General features: G+C 27.0%; 20 protein-coding genes and 2 pseudogenes. 4 read left to right on the forward strand and 18 right to left on the reverse strand.

Features of this window, described 5'->3' with window-relative positions; translation table 11 throughout:
- Positions 1 to 23 precede the first annotated feature (23 nt).
- From GPX08_RS01270 to GPX08_RS01310, 9 genes and pseudogenes are all read right to left on the reverse strand, one after another.
- Entirely contained in the window at positions 24 to 596 is a 573-nt protein-coding gene (locus tag GPX08_RS01270) for a hypothetical protein (protein WP_156624604.1), read from the reverse strand.
- Positions 597 to 663: 67 nt separating this feature from the next.
- A complete protein-coding gene (locus tag GPX08_RS01275) occupies positions 664 to 2,115 on the reverse strand; it encodes a 6-phospho-beta-glucosidase (RefSeq protein WP_156624606.1) in 1,452 nt (483 codons plus the stop codon).
- Positions 2,116 to 2,243: 128 nt separating this feature from the next.
- Positions 2,244 to 2,987 (reverse strand): hypothetical protein, encoded by a 744-nt coding sequence (locus GPX08_RS01280; protein WP_156624608.1) that lies wholly within the window; start codon positions 2,985 to 2,987, stop codon positions 2,244 to 2,246.
- Positions 2,988 to 3,087: 100 nt separating this feature from the next.
- Entirely contained in the window at positions 3,088 to 3,834 is a 747-nt protein-coding gene (locus GPX08_RS01285) for a flavodoxin (protein ID WP_156624610.1), read from the reverse strand.
- Positions 3,835 to 4,119: 285 nt separating this feature from the next.
- Positions 4,120 to 4,494 (reverse strand): DUF4180 domain-containing protein, encoded by a 375-nt coding sequence (locus tag GPX08_RS01290; protein WP_156624612.1) that lies wholly within the window; start codon positions 4,492 to 4,494, stop codon positions 4,120 to 4,122.
- Positions 4,495 to 4,974, reverse strand: coding sequence for a helix-turn-helix domain-containing protein (locus GPX08_RS01295; RefSeq protein ID WP_156624614.1), 480 nt, complete (start codon positions 4,972 to 4,974; stop codon positions 4,495 to 4,497). It lies immediately after the preceding gene.
- 287 nt (positions 4,975 to 5,261) lie between these two features.
- Positions 5,262 to 5,855, reverse strand: coding sequence for an FtsX-like permease family protein (locus GPX08_RS01300; RefSeq protein WP_156624616.1), 594 nt, complete (start codon positions 5,853 to 5,855; stop codon positions 5,262 to 5,264).
- 325 nt (positions 5,856 to 6,180) lie between these two features.
- The gene (locus GPX08_RS01305) at positions 6,181 to 6,960 is read right to left on the reverse strand and encodes a ZIP family metal transporter (protein ID WP_156624618.1); all 780 of its coding nucleotides are present in this window, start codon (positions 6,958 to 6,960) and stop codon (positions 6,181 to 6,183) included.
- Positions 6,961 to 7,396: 436 nt separating this feature from the next.
- Positions 7,397 to 7,885: pseudogene (locus tag GPX08_RS01310) on the reverse strand (hypothetical protein); the annotation flags it as partial.
- A 291-nt stretch (positions 7,886 to 8,176) separates the two neighbouring features.
- On the opposite strand from GPX08_RS01310, the gene GPX08_RS01315 reads away from it, so the two are divergent.
- On the forward strand, positions 8,177 to 8,356 hold the full coding sequence (locus tag GPX08_RS01315) for a hypothetical protein (RefSeq protein WP_156624620.1): 180 nt from the start codon (positions 8,177 to 8,179) through the stop codon (positions 8,354 to 8,356).
- A 40-nt stretch (positions 8,357 to 8,396) separates the two neighbouring features.
- Here the strand turns inward: GPX08_RS01315 and GPX08_RS01320 are convergent, their stop codons facing one another.
- The 8 genes and pseudogenes from GPX08_RS01320 to GPX08_RS01355 all read right to left on the reverse strand — a co-directional run bounded on the left by GPX08_RS01320 (position 8,397) and on the right by GPX08_RS01355 (position 15,860).
- Complete coding sequence (locus tag GPX08_RS01320) at positions 8,397 to 8,876, reverse strand: hypothetical protein (protein WP_156624621.1); 480 nt, start codon at positions 8,874 to 8,876, stop codon at positions 8,397 to 8,399.
- 41 nt (positions 8,877 to 8,917) lie between these two features.
- Entirely contained in the window at positions 8,918 to 9,901 is a 984-nt protein-coding gene (locus GPX08_RS01325) for a hypothetical protein (protein WP_156624623.1), read from the reverse strand.
- Positions 9,902 to 10,929: 1,028 nt separating this feature from the next.
- Complete coding sequence (gene tnpA / locus GPX08_RS01330; protein WP_156624625.1) at positions 10,930 to 11,406, reverse strand: IS200/IS605 family transposase; 477 nt, start codon at positions 11,404 to 11,406, stop codon at positions 10,930 to 10,932.
- A gap of 212 nt (positions 11,407 to 11,618) precedes the next feature.
- The gene (locus GPX08_RS01335; protein ID WP_156624627.1) at positions 11,619 to 11,765 is read right to left on the reverse strand and encodes a hypothetical protein; all 147 of its coding nucleotides are present in this window, start codon (positions 11,763 to 11,765) and stop codon (positions 11,619 to 11,621) included.
- Positions 11,766 to 11,950: 185 nt separating this feature from the next.
- Positions 11,951 to 12,517: an adenine phosphoribosyltransferase gene (locus GPX08_RS01340; protein ID WP_156624629.1), complete on the reverse strand. Its 567-nt coding sequence runs from the start codon at positions 12,515 to 12,517 to the stop codon at positions 11,951 to 11,953.
- 13 nt (positions 12,518 to 12,530) lie between these two features.
- On the reverse strand, positions 12,531 to 13,583 hold the full coding sequence (locus GPX08_RS01345; protein WP_156624630.1) for an NCS2 family permease: 1,053 nt from the start codon (positions 13,581 to 13,583) through the stop codon (positions 12,531 to 12,533).
- A 306-nt stretch (positions 13,584 to 13,889) separates the two neighbouring features.
- The gene (locus GPX08_RS01350) at positions 13,890 to 15,353 is read right to left on the reverse strand and encodes a YdiU family protein (RefSeq protein ID WP_156624632.1); all 1,464 of its coding nucleotides are present in this window, start codon (positions 15,351 to 15,353) and stop codon (positions 13,890 to 13,892) included.
- A 331-nt stretch (positions 15,354 to 15,684) separates the two neighbouring features.
- Positions 15,685 to 15,860, reverse strand: a pseudogene (locus GPX08_RS01355) (CDGSH iron-sulfur domain-containing protein).
- A gap of 257 nt (positions 15,861 to 16,117) precedes the next feature.
- Here GPX08_RS01355 and GPX08_RS01360 point away from each other — a divergent pair.
- Complete coding sequence (locus tag GPX08_RS01360; protein WP_156624634.1) at positions 16,118 to 17,599, forward strand: aldehyde dehydrogenase family protein; 1,482 nt, start codon at positions 16,118 to 16,120, stop codon at positions 17,597 to 17,599.
- A gap of 105 nt (positions 17,600 to 17,704) precedes the next feature.
- On the opposite strand, the gene GPX08_RS01365 is transcribed toward GPX08_RS01360, so the two are convergent.
- Positions 17,705 to 18,310, reverse strand: coding sequence for an NERD domain-containing protein (locus GPX08_RS01365; RefSeq protein WP_156624635.1), 606 nt, complete (start codon positions 18,308 to 18,310; stop codon positions 17,705 to 17,707).
- Between the two features lie 329 nt (positions 18,311 to 18,639).
- On the opposite strand from GPX08_RS01365, the gene GPX08_RS01370 reads away from it, so the two are divergent.
- Both GPX08_RS01370 and GPX08_RS01375 read left to right on the forward strand, forming a co-directional pair.
- A complete protein-coding gene (locus GPX08_RS01370; RefSeq protein WP_136004980.1) occupies positions 18,640 to 18,819 on the forward strand; it encodes a hypothetical protein in 180 nt (59 codons plus the stop codon).
- 94 nt (positions 18,820 to 18,913) lie between these two features.
- On the forward strand, positions 18,914 to 19,654 hold the full coding sequence (locus GPX08_RS01375) for a hypothetical protein (protein WP_156624637.1): 741 nt from the start codon (positions 18,914 to 18,916) through the stop codon (positions 19,652 to 19,654).
- The last annotated feature ends 39 nt before the right edge of the window (positions 19,655 to 19,693 follow it).

Raw genomic sequence — 19,693 nt, forward strand, 5'->3', positions numbered from 1 at the left:
TATACTCCTATTACTTATTAAGTCTAAGCTTCAGAGTCGACAAAATTTCCTACTAATTCAATGTCTTCACTTGTTTTTTTACTTTCATCTCCATTAACATCTTGAAGCTTAGAGTTAATATTTTCTATATTATTTTTTATATTCGATAGAATCCTATCCTTATCTTCAGTATTGAATCCTCTAGCTTTATCTAAGATAATCTCATTTTCTAATAATTTAGTATTCTCGCCTAATTTATTTAGAGTTATATTTAAAGCTTCATGATTATCTAATTTTTGAGATGGATACTCTACTTTACCATCATTATTTGAAGCATTACTAATCACCTTTTTCTCTTCTTCTTCTTCTTCTGCTGCTTGTAATCTAGCTATTTGACTATCGATATTAGTGATTTGTGATTGTAAAGACTCTATTTCCGCTTCTACTGTTTCACTTTCATCGCTATTAGTAGAAGCTATTTCCTTCTGCAAGCTTTGAAGTTCTTCTTGCAATGATTCTCTTTCTTTCATCAAACTATTTATCTTTGCTTCATTATTTTTCTTAACAATATATGTAGAGCCTCCACTATAATTATTATTTACGCTTATTGTACTCATATTTAACCTCCAAATTCTATTTCTTTTATAATATAATTTGAAGCTTAAATTAATCTTAAATTATTAATTATTCTAAATTTTCCCCATTACTTTCTATAACTTTTTTATACCAATAAAAACTATCCTTTTTACTTCTACTTAAATCTCCATTACCATCATTATCTTTATTTACATAAATAAATCCATATCTCTTTTTCATTTCACCAGTTGAAGCACTTACTAAATCTATGCATCCCCAAGGAGTATATCCTATTAATTCTACTCCATCTTCAACAGCTTCCTTCATTTCAATAATATGATCTCTTAAATAGCTGATTCTGTAATCATCTTTAATTGAACCATCTTCTTCAACTTTATCTATGGCACCTAGTCCATTTTCTACAACCATCATTGGAATTTGATATCTATTATATATGTTATTTAATGTCCATCTTAATCCCTTAGGGTCAATTTGCCATCCCCAATCACTCGCTTTAAGATAAGGGTTCTTTGTTCCGCCCATTATATTTCCAGCTGTCTTTTCTACTTCTTTATCTGCAGTTGTACAGTTGGACATATAGTAGCTGAATGTATAGAAATCAACACAACCCTCTTTTAAAATTTCTTCATCATTTTCTTCCATCTTTATTTCTATATTATTATCACTAAAATATCTCTTTGCAAATCCTGGATAAGCACCTCTTACTTGTACATCTGAGCATAAGAAATTATTTATATTATCCCTTTGCTGTGCTAAGATAACATCTTCTGGATTACATGTATAAGGATAAGTACACATATATGCAATCATACATCCTATTTTAAAATCACTATTAATTTCATGTCCTAGCTTAACAGCCTTTGCACTTGCTATAAATTGATGATGAAGTGCTTGGAATCTAATTTGTTTACTTGAATCATTCTCATCACTATCATTAAGTGAAAGTTCTCCAGCATCTTCTAATAATATTCCTCCAGCCATAAAGGCTCCAAATTTATTAGTTAAACAATTTATTTCGTTAAATGTTAGCCAATACTTTACTACATTTTTATATCTATTAAATATAGTATCACAGTATCTAACATAACAATCAATTACTTCTCTACTAGCCCATCCATTATATTTCTCAGTTAATCCAAATGGCATTTCATAATGAGAAATTGTAACTAATGGTTCAATATTATACTTCTTTAACTCTGCAAAGACATTATCATAGAATTTTAATCCTTCTTCATTAGGTACTAATTCATCACCATTTGGAAATATTCTAGTCCAGTTAATTGACATCCTGAAAACATTAAAACCCATTTCTGCAAATAACTTAATATCCTCTTTATAATTATGATAAAAATCAATAGCCTCATGGCTTGGATAATATGTTCCCTGTTCTAACTTAGGAGTTATTCTTCTTGGGGTAGTATATGTTCCTCCAGTCATAACATCTGCAGTACTTAGACCTTTTCCACCTTCTCTATATCCACCTTCAAATTGGTTAGCAGCTGTTGCTCCTCCCCATAAAAAATCCTTTGGTAAACTCATAATTGTTCCTCCTCTAAAAAGAATTTATTTATGACTTAATTATATAAAAAAATTCTTATAAAAATTTTTTTATTCAAATTATGAATAGATTCTTTTTATATAAAATAAAACAAGATAACTTAATTAAATTATCTTGTTTTATTTATCTCTTCATTTATCTCTTCTATTATTTTATCTAATAAAGCCATCATAACATAGCGACTGTTTTTAATTCCAATATTGGCGCCTAAAATAAGGCTACTATCAAATAGTTTTTTTACTTTTAAATCTAAATCTTGTATAGATATAAGTATTTTTTTACAACTACATTCTTTTAAATGTTCTTTAATAATTCTATTTGCATTAAAGAAAGTTCCTGATGTAGTTAATATTAATAATAAACTATCATTTTCTATATTCTTAATTTCTTCATTATCCTCTATAGCTTTAATTAACTTTCCAAAGGGATGACATTCCATTTGAAAATATTGCGCCATTAAGTAGCAATAATTAAGTCCAGAAATATAAACAGTATTATAGCTATTAATAAGTGTAGCGACTCTCTTAATATCTTTTTGATTAATTTTTTTATATAGTAATTTTAGATCTTCACTTAATAAATTTATATCAGTGTAATTATTCTCTTTACTATTCCTTACACTTTCAACATAAAGAAGACATTCCTCTTTAAAGCTATTGTAATCTCTATACCCAAGTTTCTTTATAAATCTACTAACAGTTGCTTGAGATACAAAACACTGCTTTGAAAGTTCAGTTATATTATAATTAGGAATAGTTGATATATTATTTACTATAAAAGAAGCTATATTATAATTTATGTCTTCAACATTATGATTATTTATATAATTATTTAACTTATCTATAAGTAACACTCTCTATAATTCTCCTATTTTATACTATAAATTCTTAGTTTTATCTTATAAAATTATAACATAAAACCAAGGTTATTTGTAATCTAAGGCAATTATAGACTTAACTTTCTAGATAATATCTATTTCTTCCCTTTGTTTTAGTTTTGTACTCTATTGCTTCTTTAGGGCATCTACAAATACATGCCATACAATGAGTACATTTTTCTCCCCACTTAGGTTTACCATCAACTAATTCAATATTATTAAGCGGACATAATTTAACACATTTGCCGCAGCTAATACACTCTTCAGTAGAATAAAATCCTTTAGCACTTACAAAAGCAGTGTAAAATAAAGAATTTACAATACTACTTTTAAATTTATCTCCCAAGCTTATTTCTTTTTCTTCAAATCTCTTTCCTCCCTTAATATCTTCTGATAAGGAAGTTACTACCTTAGTAGAAGTTTCAATCATTTCATTTGCCTCTTCTCTTTTAGGAGTTTTGTACATAGTAATATAATTATCTGGCATTTTTAATGATGCAAAACCTTTTAAATTAAATCCTTTTTTCATGCAGAGATCTTTTATATAATTAATAGCATTACCAGTATCCCCACCACAGGTCATTATAAAATAAACATTCTTCTCCCCTAGAAATTTAGTTTCTTTTATAAATTCCTCTACTACTCTTGGTATTCTCCATGCATAAGTTGGACAAACAAAAACAAATGGTTTGTTTGATTTGAGAATTTCCTTGCTTTCTTTTTTCATAAGTTCATTTATAGATACAATCTCATCTCCAATAACTGATTGAATTGTCTTTGCTGTATAACTGCTATTTCCTGTTCCACTAAAATATAAAATCATACAATATCCCCCTATATTTTAATAATATGTATTTAAAATAATATTCTTTATTAAACTCATCATATTCACAATCTGAAATATCATAAATTATATTTGTAATTCCTTAATGCAATGGTTTAAAATACTAAACTATTATATCATATGATTTTTATAAAATTTCATTGGTAAAGAAAATCAAGACCATTAAAATGTTACTATAACCAATACACCTATATAAGGATGAAAAATAAAAATAAAGGAGAAGAAACTGTATGCTACAGTTTCTTCTCCTTTTATAAAAATTTATTACTTAATCAACCACTTTTCAGCTTCTCCAATGCTATGGCAAATTCTAAGGTTCCCACCTTTATTAAGCTCTAATTTTAGTTCTTTAAATCTATCACTAAGTAATTTTTCTTCATTAATAATGATAGCTAATCTAATATTATAATTTATAAACTTTTGCAAAGACATTCCTAATAACTTTGTTTTTAAATCATAAAATTCTTCTGAAAGAATATTTCCATCAATAGCTACTGAATTTACTCCACTTTCAAAGCAAAACCCTATTATATCTAGCATATCCTGTTCTGAGGATATTTGAGTTCCACTGTCATTTAAAATAATATATTTTTCATCATTTTTATTAATAACATCATACTTCATTACCATCATCTCCATTTATTTTACTTTATTAAATACTGATATTACATCTAATAAATCTTTTACAACATCAATACTTCCCCATATCATAATTCTTAACCTTTTTTCATTTTTGCTGTATTTCATATTAATTCTATTTCCTATTAACTTTTCATCATTACAATTCATTACTGATAAAAGCATATTTGAAGTTCTTATATACTCTTCTTCATTAATATGCTCTATATTAACAACACTTGATACTTTTATTACATTATCTTCTTCACTTTTGTAATAGTTATTTTCAAACTCTATTTCTTCATCATTATTAGATGTTTCTATATCTACAGCTGTATCTTTATTATTAGTAAATATATCTAAATCACTTTTAGATATTCTCCATTGTTTACCAAGCTTATTAGCATTAAGATTTCCTTCTTTTATAAACTTTCTAACTGTTTTGTGATGTATATCTAAAATTTCAGCAACTTGATCTATAGTATAAAACTTTTCTTTCATTCTAACTAACCCCTTTTTCTAAATAACATCTTTATATTATATTAGTAAATTTAAAATGTCAATCACTTTAATGAACTTTATTGCTCTTTGTTGCTTTTTGTTGCAAATTGTATTTTCGTTTTATTTATTAATCACAATTTTTATTTATATAAAAGTAGCCTTAACCAAATCTTTTTATTGGTTAAGGCTACTTATTTAAATTCATTATATACTTTTTATAAAAAGAAGTTGCCTTCCGACAACTTCTAATTATATATATTTCTATTTAAAATAGATATTTTCAAGCATTAGCATTCCAAATTCTCTCTATTAAGAAATTTTCTTAATACAATAATATTTCCTAATGGACCAATAAATGCTCCAATCACTCCAAATCTCCATAACATAATTTTTATTATCAATATAGGTTGTACCAGAATTATTCGAGATTCGAAAGCTAGTACTTTTCTATAAATAAAACTATATGCATAAAATAGTGCTATACTTCCTATAATTGCTCCCACAATTCCTATAATTATACCTTCAATAATTAATGGCCATCGAATAAACCAATCTGAGGCTCCAATCAATTGCATTATCCTTATTTGACTTCTTCTAGTAAATATACTTATCTTAAATGAATTTAAAATCAAAAATAATGAAAGAGGCTGTATTATAATAAGAACTATACCCCCAAACCACTTAAAAGGCTTAACCATTTCTATATTATTCTTAAAAATAATATTAGAATTATTATTAATCAAACTAATATACAAGTAAAACATACCTACAATAAAAATTGTAGCAGCTATACTAATTATAGAGTAAATTGTTATCGGAAATTTTCGCTTTAGGCTTTTTATTGAATCTATAAAAAAATCTTTTAATGTACTAACCCTCATAATAACTTTTCTCCTTACAATAACTTCTATAATCTACTCTAACATTCCGTTAATTACATATCAAGTATAGTTCTTATTAAGATAAGTAATATCACTGGTTTATTACTTGTTCACTTATCTATATCTTTAAAACACACTTTCATGAAGGCTATAATCAATAGTATAAATTACTTTTTCTTAATTTTGTCTAAAAAAAGTCTTAGGTAAATAACTTATCCCTAAGACTTTTAATCCATACTATATGCTTGTCGTAAACTTAATTTTGATTTATGCTTTATTAACTTCTTATTGTTAATTACAAATTATTACATTAAGATAAATTAAACTAAGATAATGCCACATCTAGAATCATCATAATTATAAATCCTATAGCAAATGCTATAGCACTAATATCTGAACTATTATCACCTGCTGCTTCAGGAATTAACTCCTCTACTACAACAAAAATCATTGCTCCTGCAGCAAAAGATAGAAGATACGGCATTATAGGAGTAATAAAACCAGAAAAAATTATTGTAATTCCAGCTCCTATAGGTTCTACTATTCCGGATAACATGCCATAAATAAAAGCTTTATTTTTGCTTAGTCCTTCACTTTTAAGTGGCATTGATATTATTGCTCCTTCTGGAAAGTTTTGAATCGCTATTCCTATAGAAAGAGCAAGTGCTGAAGCAAAAGTTACTGCATTACCATCGTTCATAACCGCTGCAAAAGCTATTCCTACAGCCATTCCTTCTGGAATATTATGAAGAACTACTGAAAACACAAGCTTTGTAGTTTTCTTTAAGCTATATTTTTCTGGTCCTTCTGGCTTATTGCTGTCAATATGAAGATGTGGCACTATTTTATCTAGAGAAAATAAAAATGCAACACCTGCTAATATACCAATTGCCGCTGGCACAAAAGAAAATTTCCCCATATTATTAGACATCTCTATAGATGGAATAATCAAAGACCATACCGATGCAGCTATCATGACGCCAGATGCAAATCCAAGAAGCATTTTATTTACTTTTTTATTCATTTCTTTTTTCATCGCATAAACGCAAGCTGCGCCTAATGATGTACCCAAAAATGGTATTAATACTCCAATTGCAATATTCATTATCATTCCCCCTTTTATATAATAACTACTATCTATACTTTGTATAATTAATAGTTAGTTCTATATTTTTATTTCATCTTTTAACCTATAATATTTAAGTTGTTTATAATCCATTATTGGACTACACCTATTAATTATTATGTTACATCTATTTGCTTTATTTATCAAGTATTTACAAATTTCTACTTTGCTTAGATTACCCTCATATTCAAATTGTATTTGTATTATAATATTTTATTATCTCATGTTCATCATCAGTTAATTTAGATTTTTTTAATATATCTTCAGATATACTAATATAGAATTTAAAATTAAAATATTTCCAATAAAAAGTCATGTAGGATAGTCCTACATGATCCATTCTTCAATCTTTTATTTAGTTTTTATATAACTTTTTACATTACGGTAAATAGTTTTCTAATTTATTATTCTAAAATCACTTTTCACTAAGCAATACTTCAAACCATTTTCTCTGACTTTCAACTTCATTTCTATTTCTGTCTACTAATATAATTCTTAAGTTTGATGTACTGTCTAATCTTAATTTTTCTTTATATTCATTTAATACACTCTTTAAATGAAAGTTACATCCATCTACATAATGAAGTATGCATATAGTTTTACCGTAATCTTCAATTAATTCTCTAAATAATCCATTAATATGTCCATCATCGCTATTAAATCCGAATCCGCATGCACATATAATATCTGATTCTTTAAATTTATTAAACATATCTACATATCTTTTAGACATCTTAACAGAAGTTAGAGGTTTTATACCACTTTGTGTAAAAAGGAATGGAACTATTATATGCTTTTTATTTTCATTTTCAGTAACTGATATTATTTTGTTTAAGTATGGATCATAATAATCATTTACAGATCCATTTAAGTAATATACCTCTTCTTTTGTTATATCTTTTATATCTCTTATATAAATTTATTTTTATTCATATATCTTGAAAAAACAATTATATAGGCCCTTTCAAAGATATTTTTATCACTTGCATTGACTAATGAATTTTCAATATATGCTATTAATTTTTGACGGATTTTTGACGATAAAAATAAATGGTTTATATGAAGTTACATCTCTATGTTAAAATTAAGTTGAAGTGATTACTATATAAAAAAATTATTAAAACTAATAGATATTCTCTTGGATTAATATATTTAATATAGGAAAAACTGGGCATTAATCTAATGAGGTGATTATATGTTAGTTAACTTAATTATATTATTACTACAATTAACTGCAATTTTAAATTTAATAAGTATCTTACAATATAAGCTTATAAAGTACTTTAAAGATAGACCAAAATGTATATTAAGTTTATTTTCTTCTTATAGAGATCTAAAGAAATTTCAAGGCAAAGATAAAAAGCACTCTAATTAAAGAGTGCTTTTATTTTAATCTATATAATTACCGAATTCTTTTACTTATCACTTAATGTTATATTTAGTATATATAAAGATATTACAAAAAATATTAATGCTGTAATGAATATTTGTAACACTAGAAGTAAATATACTTCTTTATAAAAATCTACTTGAAAACAAATTGCACTAAAAACTATCGGCTGAATTATATATAAAACTATAACTATGATAAAGTAGTATATTGAGTAAATATAAAAACTTTTAATTGTTTCAAAATTATTTGTTATTTTTATATTTTTTATAAAATTACTTTCAGAGGATACTATAAATCCTAAGCCTGTAAAAATAAATCCAGCTAAAACTCCTGATACATTAAAAAGATCACCGTTTACTATTTTATCAAGATTCCAATTCTCTATATAGTTCTTAAAAATTACGATAATAAATATATAAAATAAAAAAGAGAGGACACTGATATTTCTTACGGTATTTTCAGAAACAAAAAATTTTTTTATTATTCTAAGAATTTTTTTCATCGTTCCTCCTCTTACTTATTAATTATATAACAAAATAATTATTATTCTAAATCTATTTTTATATAATTAGAAATTTCAAATGCATTATCTACATACAACTCATTAATCTTTCTAAACATATCATCCGAGTCTATATATTTTGTTCTTTCTGAAATTTTGGTAGCTTTTACTTCATGAATTAGATGCTCAGAAAATAAATCAACCGGTAACTCAGTATAACTCCTTGCTTCTTTAAATTGAGCTTTCTGAATATCTAATGTTTTCTTATTTTTTGAATTGAAAATTAAATTACACAATCTCTTAAATCTATCCAAATTCTTTATTTTCAATTCTTCTCTATTATTCCCTCTACCCTTTCCTTTTATAGTGATTTCAAATTCTAAATCACTAAAATCATCAAAGCATTTATTTATAACATCTATAGTATCGACTTTAAAATAATGACTAATAGTTCTTAATCCTTGATGTCCTGCTCTAAAAGTAAATTGATTAATTTTTTCCATATTGTTTATCCTATATGCAGTATTAGGATTTAATATATTTTTAACTTCAAAATCTTGTGAATACAAATGCCCTAAAACAGTATCTATTATATAAATCAATTTTGATACTGGGGCTCCAAAATGATTATATTCACTTAATAGCAAGTTAATTTCTGGATAAACTACAAAATGAGTTTGTTCCATCAATGCTTCGCTATCACTCGCATCTATATTGGTTTTATCTCCTGTTGCAAGATCAAATAAATACGGAAAATCTGTTTCCCTTAGTTTATATAATATGCACTCATATGCTAATAAAGTTCCTCTACAATCTGACTTTTTATGTTCTTTCTTATTTTTTACATCTAAAAAATATTTTAATCCGGTCTTGTTATCCGTAAAAACTAATTCTCTTTCCTTTAAATTTGTATAGTCGTCGTTGATTTTCTCTTTTACTTTAGAGAATATCGAATTTAAATCTTCCCTTGCATCTATCTTATATGCATATACCTTTTTAGGTACAGTTTTCTTATTTTCACTCATTATATTTCCCCCATTATCTTATTTATATTTCATTAAATATATGATATAATAGAGGTATATTTAAATGAAATATTTTATTATTTTTGAACTCGTATAGATTGGTAGTCAGATTACGAGTTCTTTTTTTTATATTTTATAGCTTGTACATTTACAGCGCAAGTTTTTCGACAAACAATATCTACTATTATATTTTTATAAAAATATTTTTAATTGAATTAAAAAGCTAGCAAGTAAGATTTCTCCTACCTACTAGCCTTTGGTTTATAATTGTTTTCTTCTTTCTTTTATAAGTTTCTCTAATTCATCTAAATCTTCTTTGGTAGATCTATTCTTTATAAAACCTCTTGCTGTACTTCTAGCTTTTAAATAATTAGAGTATTCTTTATTTTTATGTTGCCATTTCTTATTAGCTTCTGTTTGTGCTTTAGTTTCTTTCATTTCTATTCACCCTTTATAAATAATTTTATGATCATAAGGATAACTAATATTACTACTAAACCTAATCCCACCATTTGAATTATACTAAGATTAGAATAGTTTAAATCTGATATCCATATAGCTGTCAAAATTAATACAATTATGTCTGTACTTACACTAATTTTCTTCTTCATATTTTTTGAAAATGCTGATATAATATAATTAGGGTGAGAGAGGGAATTGCAGTTTCCCTCACCCTGTTGGCTATTTGCGTTTCTTCCTTTTGGAAGGACGCTTTTTCTTTTGTGTAATTTCTTTTAGTAGTTTGATTATTGTTAGTGTTAAAATTACTATTTCAAGAATGTCTTTCAGCACTTTCCTACCTCCTTTCTATACTTTACATTATACTACTGATAGTATATAGCATCAATACTTTTTATGTAATTTTTTCTATTTTTATCTATTTATTTTTTTCGACAAGTCATGTACCACCAACTTAGCCGGTGACTTGATTAAGCCCTATAAGGGCATGGTACTGGCAGCGCTACTCGTGCTCTGAAAAACTGCCAATCGCAAAACTTTTACAGCTAACACCCTCATCGGGTGTTTTTTTATTTGCTACCTTTTACTGGCGATCCCGTAAAGGGATCAATATATTCTTTCATGCTTATTTGTTCTGTTATTTGATCTTCTTCGATTTGATTTTGTATATATTTTGCAATTGCAGTTTTATTTCTTCCTACTGTATCAACATAATATCCTCTACACCAAAAATGTCCATTCCCATATTTATATTTTAAATGTGCAAATCTATCAAAAATCATTAAGCTACTTTTACCTTTTAATGTTCCCATAAATTTTGCCACACTCATTTTAGGTGGGACAGCTACTAACATATGTATGTGATCTTTACATGCATTCGCTTCGATTATCTCTACTCCCATTCTCATACATATAGTTCTTAATATTTTTCCTATCCCTACTTTATATTTTCCATATATTATTTCTCTTCTATACTTCGGTGCAAATACTATGTGATATTGACACCTCCATTTTGTATGTGCTAAGCTTTCTATGTCGTTACCCATACGACACACCTCCTATGATTTATTATTTTACGATTGTCAGTCATTTTAATTTTATCATAGGAGTTTTTCTGTTCAGAGCTTAAGCCCTTTTTACCACCGGCATAGCCAGTGGTTTTCAATACAACAAAAAAGTAAGTATCATTTTCTAATACTTACTTAAATAATTTATTATTCTTCTATGTAGTTTCAATTTATACTATACTTTAAATAATTTATTCATTATCTTTTATATTTGGAGCTTCAGTTAATATAGCCTTACTTGATATTAATTTATTGCACTTATTACAAAAGTATCCTGTAGATCCACAGCCTTGGATACACTCAACTTCATTTCCGCATTCCGGACAGTAATATGTCATAATTATCACCTCTACTAGTTTATTTGTTATTATATATTATTGTTTTTATTATCTATGATTATATCATATTTTCAAATCACCTTTAACTATAAAATTAAATAAAAAACTCCTAAAGAAGTGTTATAAATCAAAGACTTAATATTTAAAATATTAAAGGGCTGTTTTTGCAACAGCCCCTCCCTAATCTATATTTCTGTAAATTTACCTTCTTTGTCTACATTAAATAAAGGAAGTCTCTTTATAAATATAATGTCATCCCTATTTGATGCATCTCCTTCGGCTAAAATAGCAGCCTTTGCCTTTACTATTCCACCAACTTTTTCTACTAATCTTTCTACACTTCTTAATGATTCTCCTGTTGAAATAACATCATCTATTATAGCAACTTTCTTACCATTAATTTTTTCTGCATCTACTTTATCTAAACATAAAAATTGTTGCTTTTGAGTAGTTATTGAATTAACCTCTTCAGTTATAGGTGAATCCATATATGATTTTATACTTTTTCTAGCTACTATAAATTCCTTCATACCTAACAGTTTAGAAATCTCATAAGCTAAAGGAATACCCTTAGCTTCTGCAGTAACAATTACATCTATATCTTTTAATCTTTCTGCTATTGCAGGTGAAACAACTTGTACTAATTCTGTATCACCTAATATTACAAAACTAGCTATAGCTAAGTCTTCTTTTATCTTTATTAAAGGTAGTTCTCTATTTAATGAAAGTAATTCTAAATTATATGTATTCATTCTAATTTACCCCCTAAAATAATCCTTGTGCAAATCTAGTTACTATACCTGCAAGCATTCCAAAGAAAGGATCTGATATTGCAGTAACTCCCATAGTAACTCCACCAACTAAACTATCCGCTCCTGCTAAAGCACTAGCAGCATTTCCTGGTACTGTTACTAAAATTCCTAATACAAATAAGAAACCACTAATTGATTGAGCTGGTACGTATTTACCTATCTTAGGAAGTAATCCAAAGAATAAGATTGCAGCCATAATTAACATCATTATAACTCCAGCTGCTAATGGATGTGGAGCACTACCTGTTGCTGATATTATTGATTCAACTGGTGCACCACCAAATAATGATGATCCCATATCTGCAATACTGCTTATAACTGAAAGATGGTCTATATTTACATTTGTATTTGCCATACTTCCAGTAATTTGTCCGAAAGCAATATTAGATCCAATATTTAAGCATACCATTCCAAGTGCTCCTCTTAATATTCTTGCATTAAAAGTAAGCTTTTTCTTCTCTATTTTTTCTTTTGGAATTTCTACATTTCTCATTTCTTTATTTATAATGTTTCCAACAATACTTGAAATAACAACTGAAACTGTAATAGTTAAAACTAAATCATTAGTTGCAAAGTAGACGATAACTGCACTAATTAATGATGCAGCACTTACTTTTTTAGCATCTCTAAGCATATCCATAGATACTTTAGCAAGCATAATCCCTACCCCTGCCATCATACCTGAAGTAATTGTTGGACCAACAAAGTCTACGATTTTACCTAAAAATCCGAACATTCCTATTAAAGTCATTATAAGTGCACCGAAGAATATCATTGATAGTCTTTCTTTCATATCCTTACCAGCTGTACCTGCATAAGTTATAGTTTCAGCTTGGAAAGATATTGGTGCTACAGAACCTGTTACTAGATTACCAATAGCTCCCACTAAAAAAGCAAAGGCTGTTGGTATTGATGCAAACCCAAATGTTAGTGCTAATAATCCTTGTGGTAGTCCATTTAGAACAACACCTATGATAGCTAGAAAGTCAGTGATAAAGTCTGACATAGTTGTTTTCCCCCTTTTAAGTTGTCCATTTACTCCGTAGTAACAAAAATATGTATGAATTTAAAATATTTATGTAAATTAACTACTTCCCATTACACAAAATAACTAGGACAGTATTTTTTTCCAACAACATCATAACATCATTTTCGAATATTTTCAAGTAAATTTAAATAAATATTCGTATTTTGTCGATTTACCTATATTAGATGTACCTTAAATCTATTTAATAAATAAAAAAAAATCACAGCAATACTTATTTATATTGCTATGATTTATAATAGTACTCTTATTTCTAATTATGTTATTTTAAGTTCCACAAAAAGTTCTATATGGAATTTTTGTAGGCTTAGGTAGATTTGTGTACTCTTCTTGAATTTCCGTATAATCATACGGCTTAGATAAAACTTCTAAAAGATTTTTTAAAACGCTATAATCATCATTCTTTACAGCAGCTTCTAAAGCTTCTTCTACTCTATGATTTCTTGGTATAACAGAAGGATTTACACTCTTCATAAGCTTAGCTATTTCTTCCTTTGACTTTTCTTCTCTATCTAATCTATCATTCCATTTTTTATGCCAACTCTTAAAATCATCTTTTTCAAATATTTCTACTTCAGTTAATTTATTTAAAGTTAAATTTCTAAAAGTATTTGTATAATCTGATTTATATTTCTGCATTAAATTTAATAATTCATATATTAAATCCTCATCTTCTTTTTCTTTATTAAATAGTCCAAGCTTTAATCTCATTCCTGAAATGTATTTTTCTTTATAAATATCGTTAAATTCTAAAATAGCATCTTGAGCCAATTTTATTGCTTTTTCTTTATTATCATCTAATAACGGGATAAGAGTTTCTGCAAATCTCGCAAGATTCCAAGCTGCAATATAAGGCTGGTTTCCATAAGCATATCTTCCTTGACTATCTATAGAACTAAAAACTGTATTGGGATCATAATTATCCATAAATGCACAAGGCCCATAATCAATACTTTCTCCACTTATAGTCATATTATCAGTATTCATTACTCCATGAATAAATCCAACTTGCAACCATTTAGCTATTAAATCACTTTGTTTCCTTATTACCTCTTTTAACAGATAAAGATAAGGATTTTCTGTATTAAATGCCTCTGTATAATGTCTGTTAATAGTATAATCTGCTAACTCTTTTAATTGATTATAACTTGTGTATTGAGCTGCATATTGAAAAGTTCCTACTCTTATATGACTTGAAGCAACTCTCGTTAAAATTGCTCCTGGTTCTATTCTATCTCTAACAATAGATTCTCCAGTTGTCACAACTGCTAAGCTCCTTGTTGTAGGAATTCCTAATCCGTACAGTGCTTCGCTTATTATATATTCTCTAAGCATTGGTCCAAGAGCTGCCTTTCCATCTCCACCTCTAGAATAAGGAGTTCTACCAGAACCCTTTAGTTGAATATCAAAGCGCTCTCCATTTCTAGTAATATGCTCACCAAGTAAAACTGCCCTTCCATCACCAAGCATTGTAAAATATCCAAATTGATGTCCTGCATAAGCCTGGGCAATCGGTTTAGAACCTTCGCAAATCCTATTACCTGATAGTATGTCTATCCCTATATCAGTTTCTAATGCCTTTGAATTCACTCCTAAAGACTCTGCTAAATTGTTATTTAATATAGCTAATTTAGGATCTGGTACTTTACTAGGATTCTGAATATTATAAAATGTATCTGAAAGTTTTACATAGCTATTATCAAAATTAAAATTTATATTTTTGTCTTCCATTTTCTTTTCCTTTCTTTATTAAATTATATTGTATTGTATCTATTTATTTTTAACTTAGAATCTGTTATTATACTAACTTATATCTAATCGAATCTACAATATATATTATATAATAATGATTATTTTAAACTATCTTATATTTATATTATACTATTTTTCATATAATTGGAATGGTCCTATCACATTATAGAATATTTAAACACAATATATGAAAATTTAAAATAAATAGCTTGTACTATATATCCAGCTTAAATATCTTACTGTGAAGTCCAATTAAAATTAATATATATAATAAAAAGGGCTAAGAAAATCTTAATCCTTTTAATAAGTTTTACTTAGCATGAACATTACTTTCAAACTTTCCTCTATGGGATCCATCACAATAAGCCTTATTCTTTGATAAGCCACATCTATTAAATGAAGTTCTGATGTATTTTCAATAACTTTTCTTTCTCCATCTACTAATTCTAAGTTACCTTTTAAAATAAAGGGTGCATTGTCTAGCACTTGTACTACTGTCTTTTACATGTCTCCACACTTCCTTTTATAATTTCAATTCTATAAACTTTAATAGAATTAAATTCAATCAAAGTTATAATTATCATATCAATACTAATCTTAGTATTAATTGTATTAATTACTCAATAATAATTATTATTTGTTATTTTAAAATTATTGTTAAATCATTATCTTATTTGCATATAATTACCAACAATACTACAATTATATGTATAAAGATAATAATCATTTAAGGAGGAGAATATATGAATATTAAAATTCAAGAAAAATACCAATTATATATTGGCGGTGAATGGAAAGACTCTTCAGATGGTACAACAATAAAGACATATAATCCAGCAAATGGACAATTACTATCAGAAATTGCTGATGCTACTGAAAAAGATGTAGATGATGCTGTTAAAGCAGCAAAAAAAGCTTTTCAAACTTGGGGTAAGACAACCCCTACTGAAAGAGCTATTATATTAAATAAGATTGCAGACATTATTGATGATAATGCTGAATATTTAGCAACAATTGAAACTATGGACAATGGAAAGCCTATTAGAGAAACTACAGGTGCTGATATTCCTTTAGCAGCTGATCACTTTAGATATTTTGCTGGAGTTATTCGTGCTGATGAAGGCGTTGCAAGTAATATAGATGAAAATACATTAAACTTAATTTTAAGAGAGCCAATTGGAGTCGTTGGTCAAATTGTTCCTTGGAACTTCCCATTTTTAATGGCTGCTTGGAAACTAGCTCCAGTACTTGCTGCTGGTGATACAAGTGTATTTAAACCATCTAGTACAACATCACTAAGTGTATTAGAGTTTATGAAACTAATTCAAGATATAGTTCCAAAAGGTGTAATAAATATAATAACTGGTAGAGGTTCAAAGAGTGGCGAATATCTACAACATAATGAAGGAATTGATAAATTAGCATTTACAGGTTCTACAGAAGTTGGTAGAGAAATTGGACTATCTGCTGCAAAACGTATAATACCTGCTACCTTAGAGCTTGGTGGTAAATCAGCTAATATATTCTTTAGTGATGCAGACATGAATATGGCTTTAGAAGGAATTCAATTAGGTATATTATTTAACCAAGGTCAAGTTTGTTCTGCCGGATCAAGAATATTTGTTCAAGAAGATTTCTATGATGAATTTATAGAAAAAGCTGTTAATGCTTTTGAAAAAGTTAAAGTAGGAAATCCATTAGATCCAAATACTCAAATGGGTGCTCAAGTTAGTGAAGCACAACTAAATAAAATCCTTAAGTATATAGAAATAGGAAAAAATGAAGGTGCTAAAGTAATAACAGGTGGAGAAAGATTTGTTGAAGGTGATGCAAAGAATGGTTACTTTATGAAACCTACTTTATTAGTAGATGTAAATAATAACATGAGAGTTGCTAGAGAAGAAATTTTCGGACCTGTTGGTGTAGTTATTAAATTTAAGACTGAAGATGAAGTAATTGCAATGGCAAACGACAGTAATTACGGATTAGGTGGCGGCGTCTTTACACGTGATATAAATCGTGCTATAAGAGTTGCTAAATCTATAAGAACTGGACGTGTATGGGTAAATACTTATAACTCCTTCCCTGCTGGTGCAACATTTGGTGGATATAAGGAATCAGGAATAGGTAGAGAAACTCATAAATCTATATTAGATGCCTACACTCAAAAGAAAAATATTATAGTTAATTTATCAGAAAAACCTGGTGGAATGTATATTAAATAAGCTAAGATAGCTTTATAATTTTATTCATTCATTTTATAGTGGAGATAAATAAGTTTCAATAGCTTAGATAAAAGCTACTTAATAAACTTAAATATCTTCACTTTTTTATGATATATTTTTAATTATTCTTTTTACATGCTTTCTCCTTGCTCTAGGACTTTGTACATTGCCTTTTTTTAAACACTTATATATATATTCTATTTGATCATTTGAAAGCTTTATATCAGATTTATATTTTCTTATAAATTTCTTTAACTTTTTTACTTGAATAACTGGTGTATCGGTATTTAAACCTTTTAGCTTAGATCTATTAGTAAATACTATTAAAGATATATAAATATCTTTTTCTTTTATAAGATTTTCCACAGACTTTACATGTCCATAATTTTGCCTTATAGGATTATAAAAATGATTTTTTCTTTTATTTATAGTTTGAGTCCAATATTTAGAATACTCTTCTCCTCTTATTGTTCCACTATAATCTTTTGTTTCAATTACAAAAATACCTTTTTTCCCAATTAAAATATGATCTATTTGACTGGTTCCATCTTCTTTTCTTATCATTATGTCACTTAATAATTTATATCCAGATAACTTACTAAGAACTTTATTAACCTCTTCTTCTCCTAAATTAATATCATTAACTTTCCTTCTTTTAAATACTACTATGATAGATATTACAACCATTGTTACAATTATAACTATATTCATTTTTCTCTCCTGTCTATAACTTTCGTTATTCTTAAATCTGTCTATTATATTTTAGTAGTGAAATTATGCTTTGTAAATACTCTTTATTTTAGTTTAATACTTTCATTTTCTTATTCACTTTATACTCATTTACGAGTATTTTATTTAAAAGTAAATTTGACTATTTAAAATTTTTATTGGCTCTTTTAATTAAATATGTGCTTCCATAACTTTTTAAAACTTTTTCTTATTTCTCTTTTTACTTCTTAAATTGGAATATTTATTATAAAATTAATAATATAAAGAATAAATCTTATAGAAATTATCTTTAATGTAAGGAGGTAAATTAAATGAGTGATAATAATTCTTCAAATAAAACTGTAATTAATAAAACAATTAATAAAGGAATTACATTTGGATCATGTTTAGCAATAGTCATTTCTTATACAGCTTGGAAGTCAATCCCTTGGGCTATTTTTCACGGATTATTAAGTTGGATATATGTTATTTACTATTGGCTTGTTTATTAGAATAATATATATATTTTATTCAAAAACTCTTAATTACCTTTTAAATATTTACTTTACAAGAATTTTATGGTATTTATTGTAAGAGGTGATTTTTTTGAAATTCTTAAAATTAATTTCAGTGGCCACTTTAAGTGTATTTTTAATTGGCTGCAGTAAATACATTGTTAATGATAAACCTATAGAGAATGATACTTCAAAAAATGAAATCACAAATGATAATAATGAAAATAAAGGTACTCTTAAAAATATCATTGAAGATAAGGATAAACTTGAAATACAAGATAATAGTTTAGATGTGTCTAATTTAGACTTAAGAAACAGCACAATGTTAAGTAAATATATAGATAGTGTTTCCTTAGTTAAAACTTTTTCTGATAACAACTCATTATCCTTAAAATACATAGAACCACTTAAGGATAAAATAGGAAGATATAGATCAACACCAGATGTTGTACTCTTGGAAGATTTACAGTCATCTGGAGCTGAAACTACTCAATATTATACAGAGCAAGATGGCCTAAATGTTGATTTAAGCATAAATACACCTGGAAAAGAAGTTATAACTTATTCTGATATATTGTATAAGGCTTCAATTGAGAATATAGATAATACTTTTGATTTTAAAACTTCTAAACTTAATGAATTTAGAAATACTTTTACAGATGATAATAATTTAGACTATGAAAAAGTGAATATATATATCAGAGATATACTATCAAAAAATATAGAAGACTACATGATTTTCTTTAATAAAATGGATGATAATAGCTATGAAGTTATTACTGTAAAAAATGGCAACTGCTATTATAAACTCGTATACGATCCTAAATTATAATTTTTAAAATTTGAATAAAGCTTCCAAGTTAAGAATTAT

It is taken from the genome of Clostridium tertium, from assembly GCF_902652255.1.
Lineage (GTDB): Bacteria > Bacillota > Clostridia > Clostridiales > Clostridiaceae > Clostridium > Clostridium tertium_A.

Excerpts from the sequence above, each read along its gene's own strand:
- GPX08_RS01315 (WP_156624620.1), top strand. The coding sequence starts at position 8,177 with ATGTTAGTTAACTTAATTATATTATTACTACAATTAACTGCAATTTTA.
- GPX08_RS01295 (WP_156624614.1), bottom strand. The coding sequence starts at position 4,974 with ATGAAAGAAAAGTTTTATACTATAGATCAAGTTGCTGAAATTTTAGAT.
- GPX08_RS01300 (WP_156624616.1), bottom strand. The coding sequence starts at position 5,855 with ATGAGGGTTAGTACATTAAAAGATTTTTTTATAGATTCAATAAAAAGC.
- GPX08_RS01320 (WP_156624621.1), bottom strand. The coding sequence starts at position 8,876 with ATGAAAAAAATTCTTAGAATAATAAAAAAATTTTTTGTTTCTGAAAAT.
- GPX08_RS01365 (WP_156624635.1), bottom strand. The coding sequence starts at position 18,310 with ATGAATATAGTTATAATTGTAACAATGGTTGTAATATCTATCATAGTA.
- GPX08_RS01325 (WP_156624623.1), bottom strand. The coding sequence starts at position 9,901 with ATGAGTGAAAATAAGAAAACTGTACCTAAAAAGGTATATGCATATAAG.
- GPX08_RS01345 (WP_156624630.1), bottom strand. The coding sequence starts at position 13,583 with ATGTCAGACTTTATCACTGACTTTCTAGCTATCATAGGTGTTGTTCTA.
- GPX08_RS01275 (WP_156624606.1), bottom strand. The coding sequence starts at position 2,115 with ATGAGTTTACCAAAGGATTTTTTATGGGGAGGAGCAACAGCTGCTAAC.
- GPX08_RS01305 (WP_156624618.1), bottom strand. The coding sequence starts at position 6,960 with ATGAATATTGCAATTGGAGTATTAATACCATTTTTGGGTACATCATTA.
- GPX08_RS01370 (WP_136004980.1), top strand. The coding sequence starts at position 18,640 with ATGAGTGATAATAATTCTTCAAATAAAACTGTAATTAATAAAACAATT.
- GPX08_RS01340 (WP_156624629.1), bottom strand. The coding sequence starts at position 12,517 with ATGAATACATATAATTTAGAATTACTTTCATTAAATAGAGAACTACCT.
- GPX08_RS01285 (WP_156624610.1), bottom strand. The coding sequence starts at position 3,834 with ATGATTTTATATTTTAGTGGAACAGGAAATAGCAGTTATACAGCAAAG.
- GPX08_RS01270 (WP_156624604.1), bottom strand. The coding sequence starts at position 596 with ATGAGTACAATAAGCGTAAATAATAATTATAGTGGAGGCTCTACATAT.
- GPX08_RS01360 (WP_156624634.1), top strand. The coding sequence starts at position 16,118 with ATGAATATTAAAATTCAAGAAAAATACCAATTATATATTGGCGGTGAA.
- GPX08_RS01350 (WP_156624632.1), bottom strand. The coding sequence starts at position 15,353 with ATGGAAGACAAAAATATAAATTTTAATTTTGATAATAGCTATGTAAAA.
- GPX08_RS01335 (WP_156624627.1), bottom strand. The coding sequence starts at position 11,765 with ATGACATATTACTGTCCGGAATGCGGAAATGAAGTTGAGTGTATCCAA.
- GPX08_RS01290 (WP_156624612.1), bottom strand. The coding sequence starts at position 4,494 with ATGGAGATGATGGTAATGAAGTATGATGTTATTAATAAAAATGATGAA.
- tnpA (WP_156624625.1), bottom strand. The coding sequence starts at position 11,406 with ATGGGTAACGACATAGAAAGCTTAGCACATACAAAATGGAGGTGTCAA.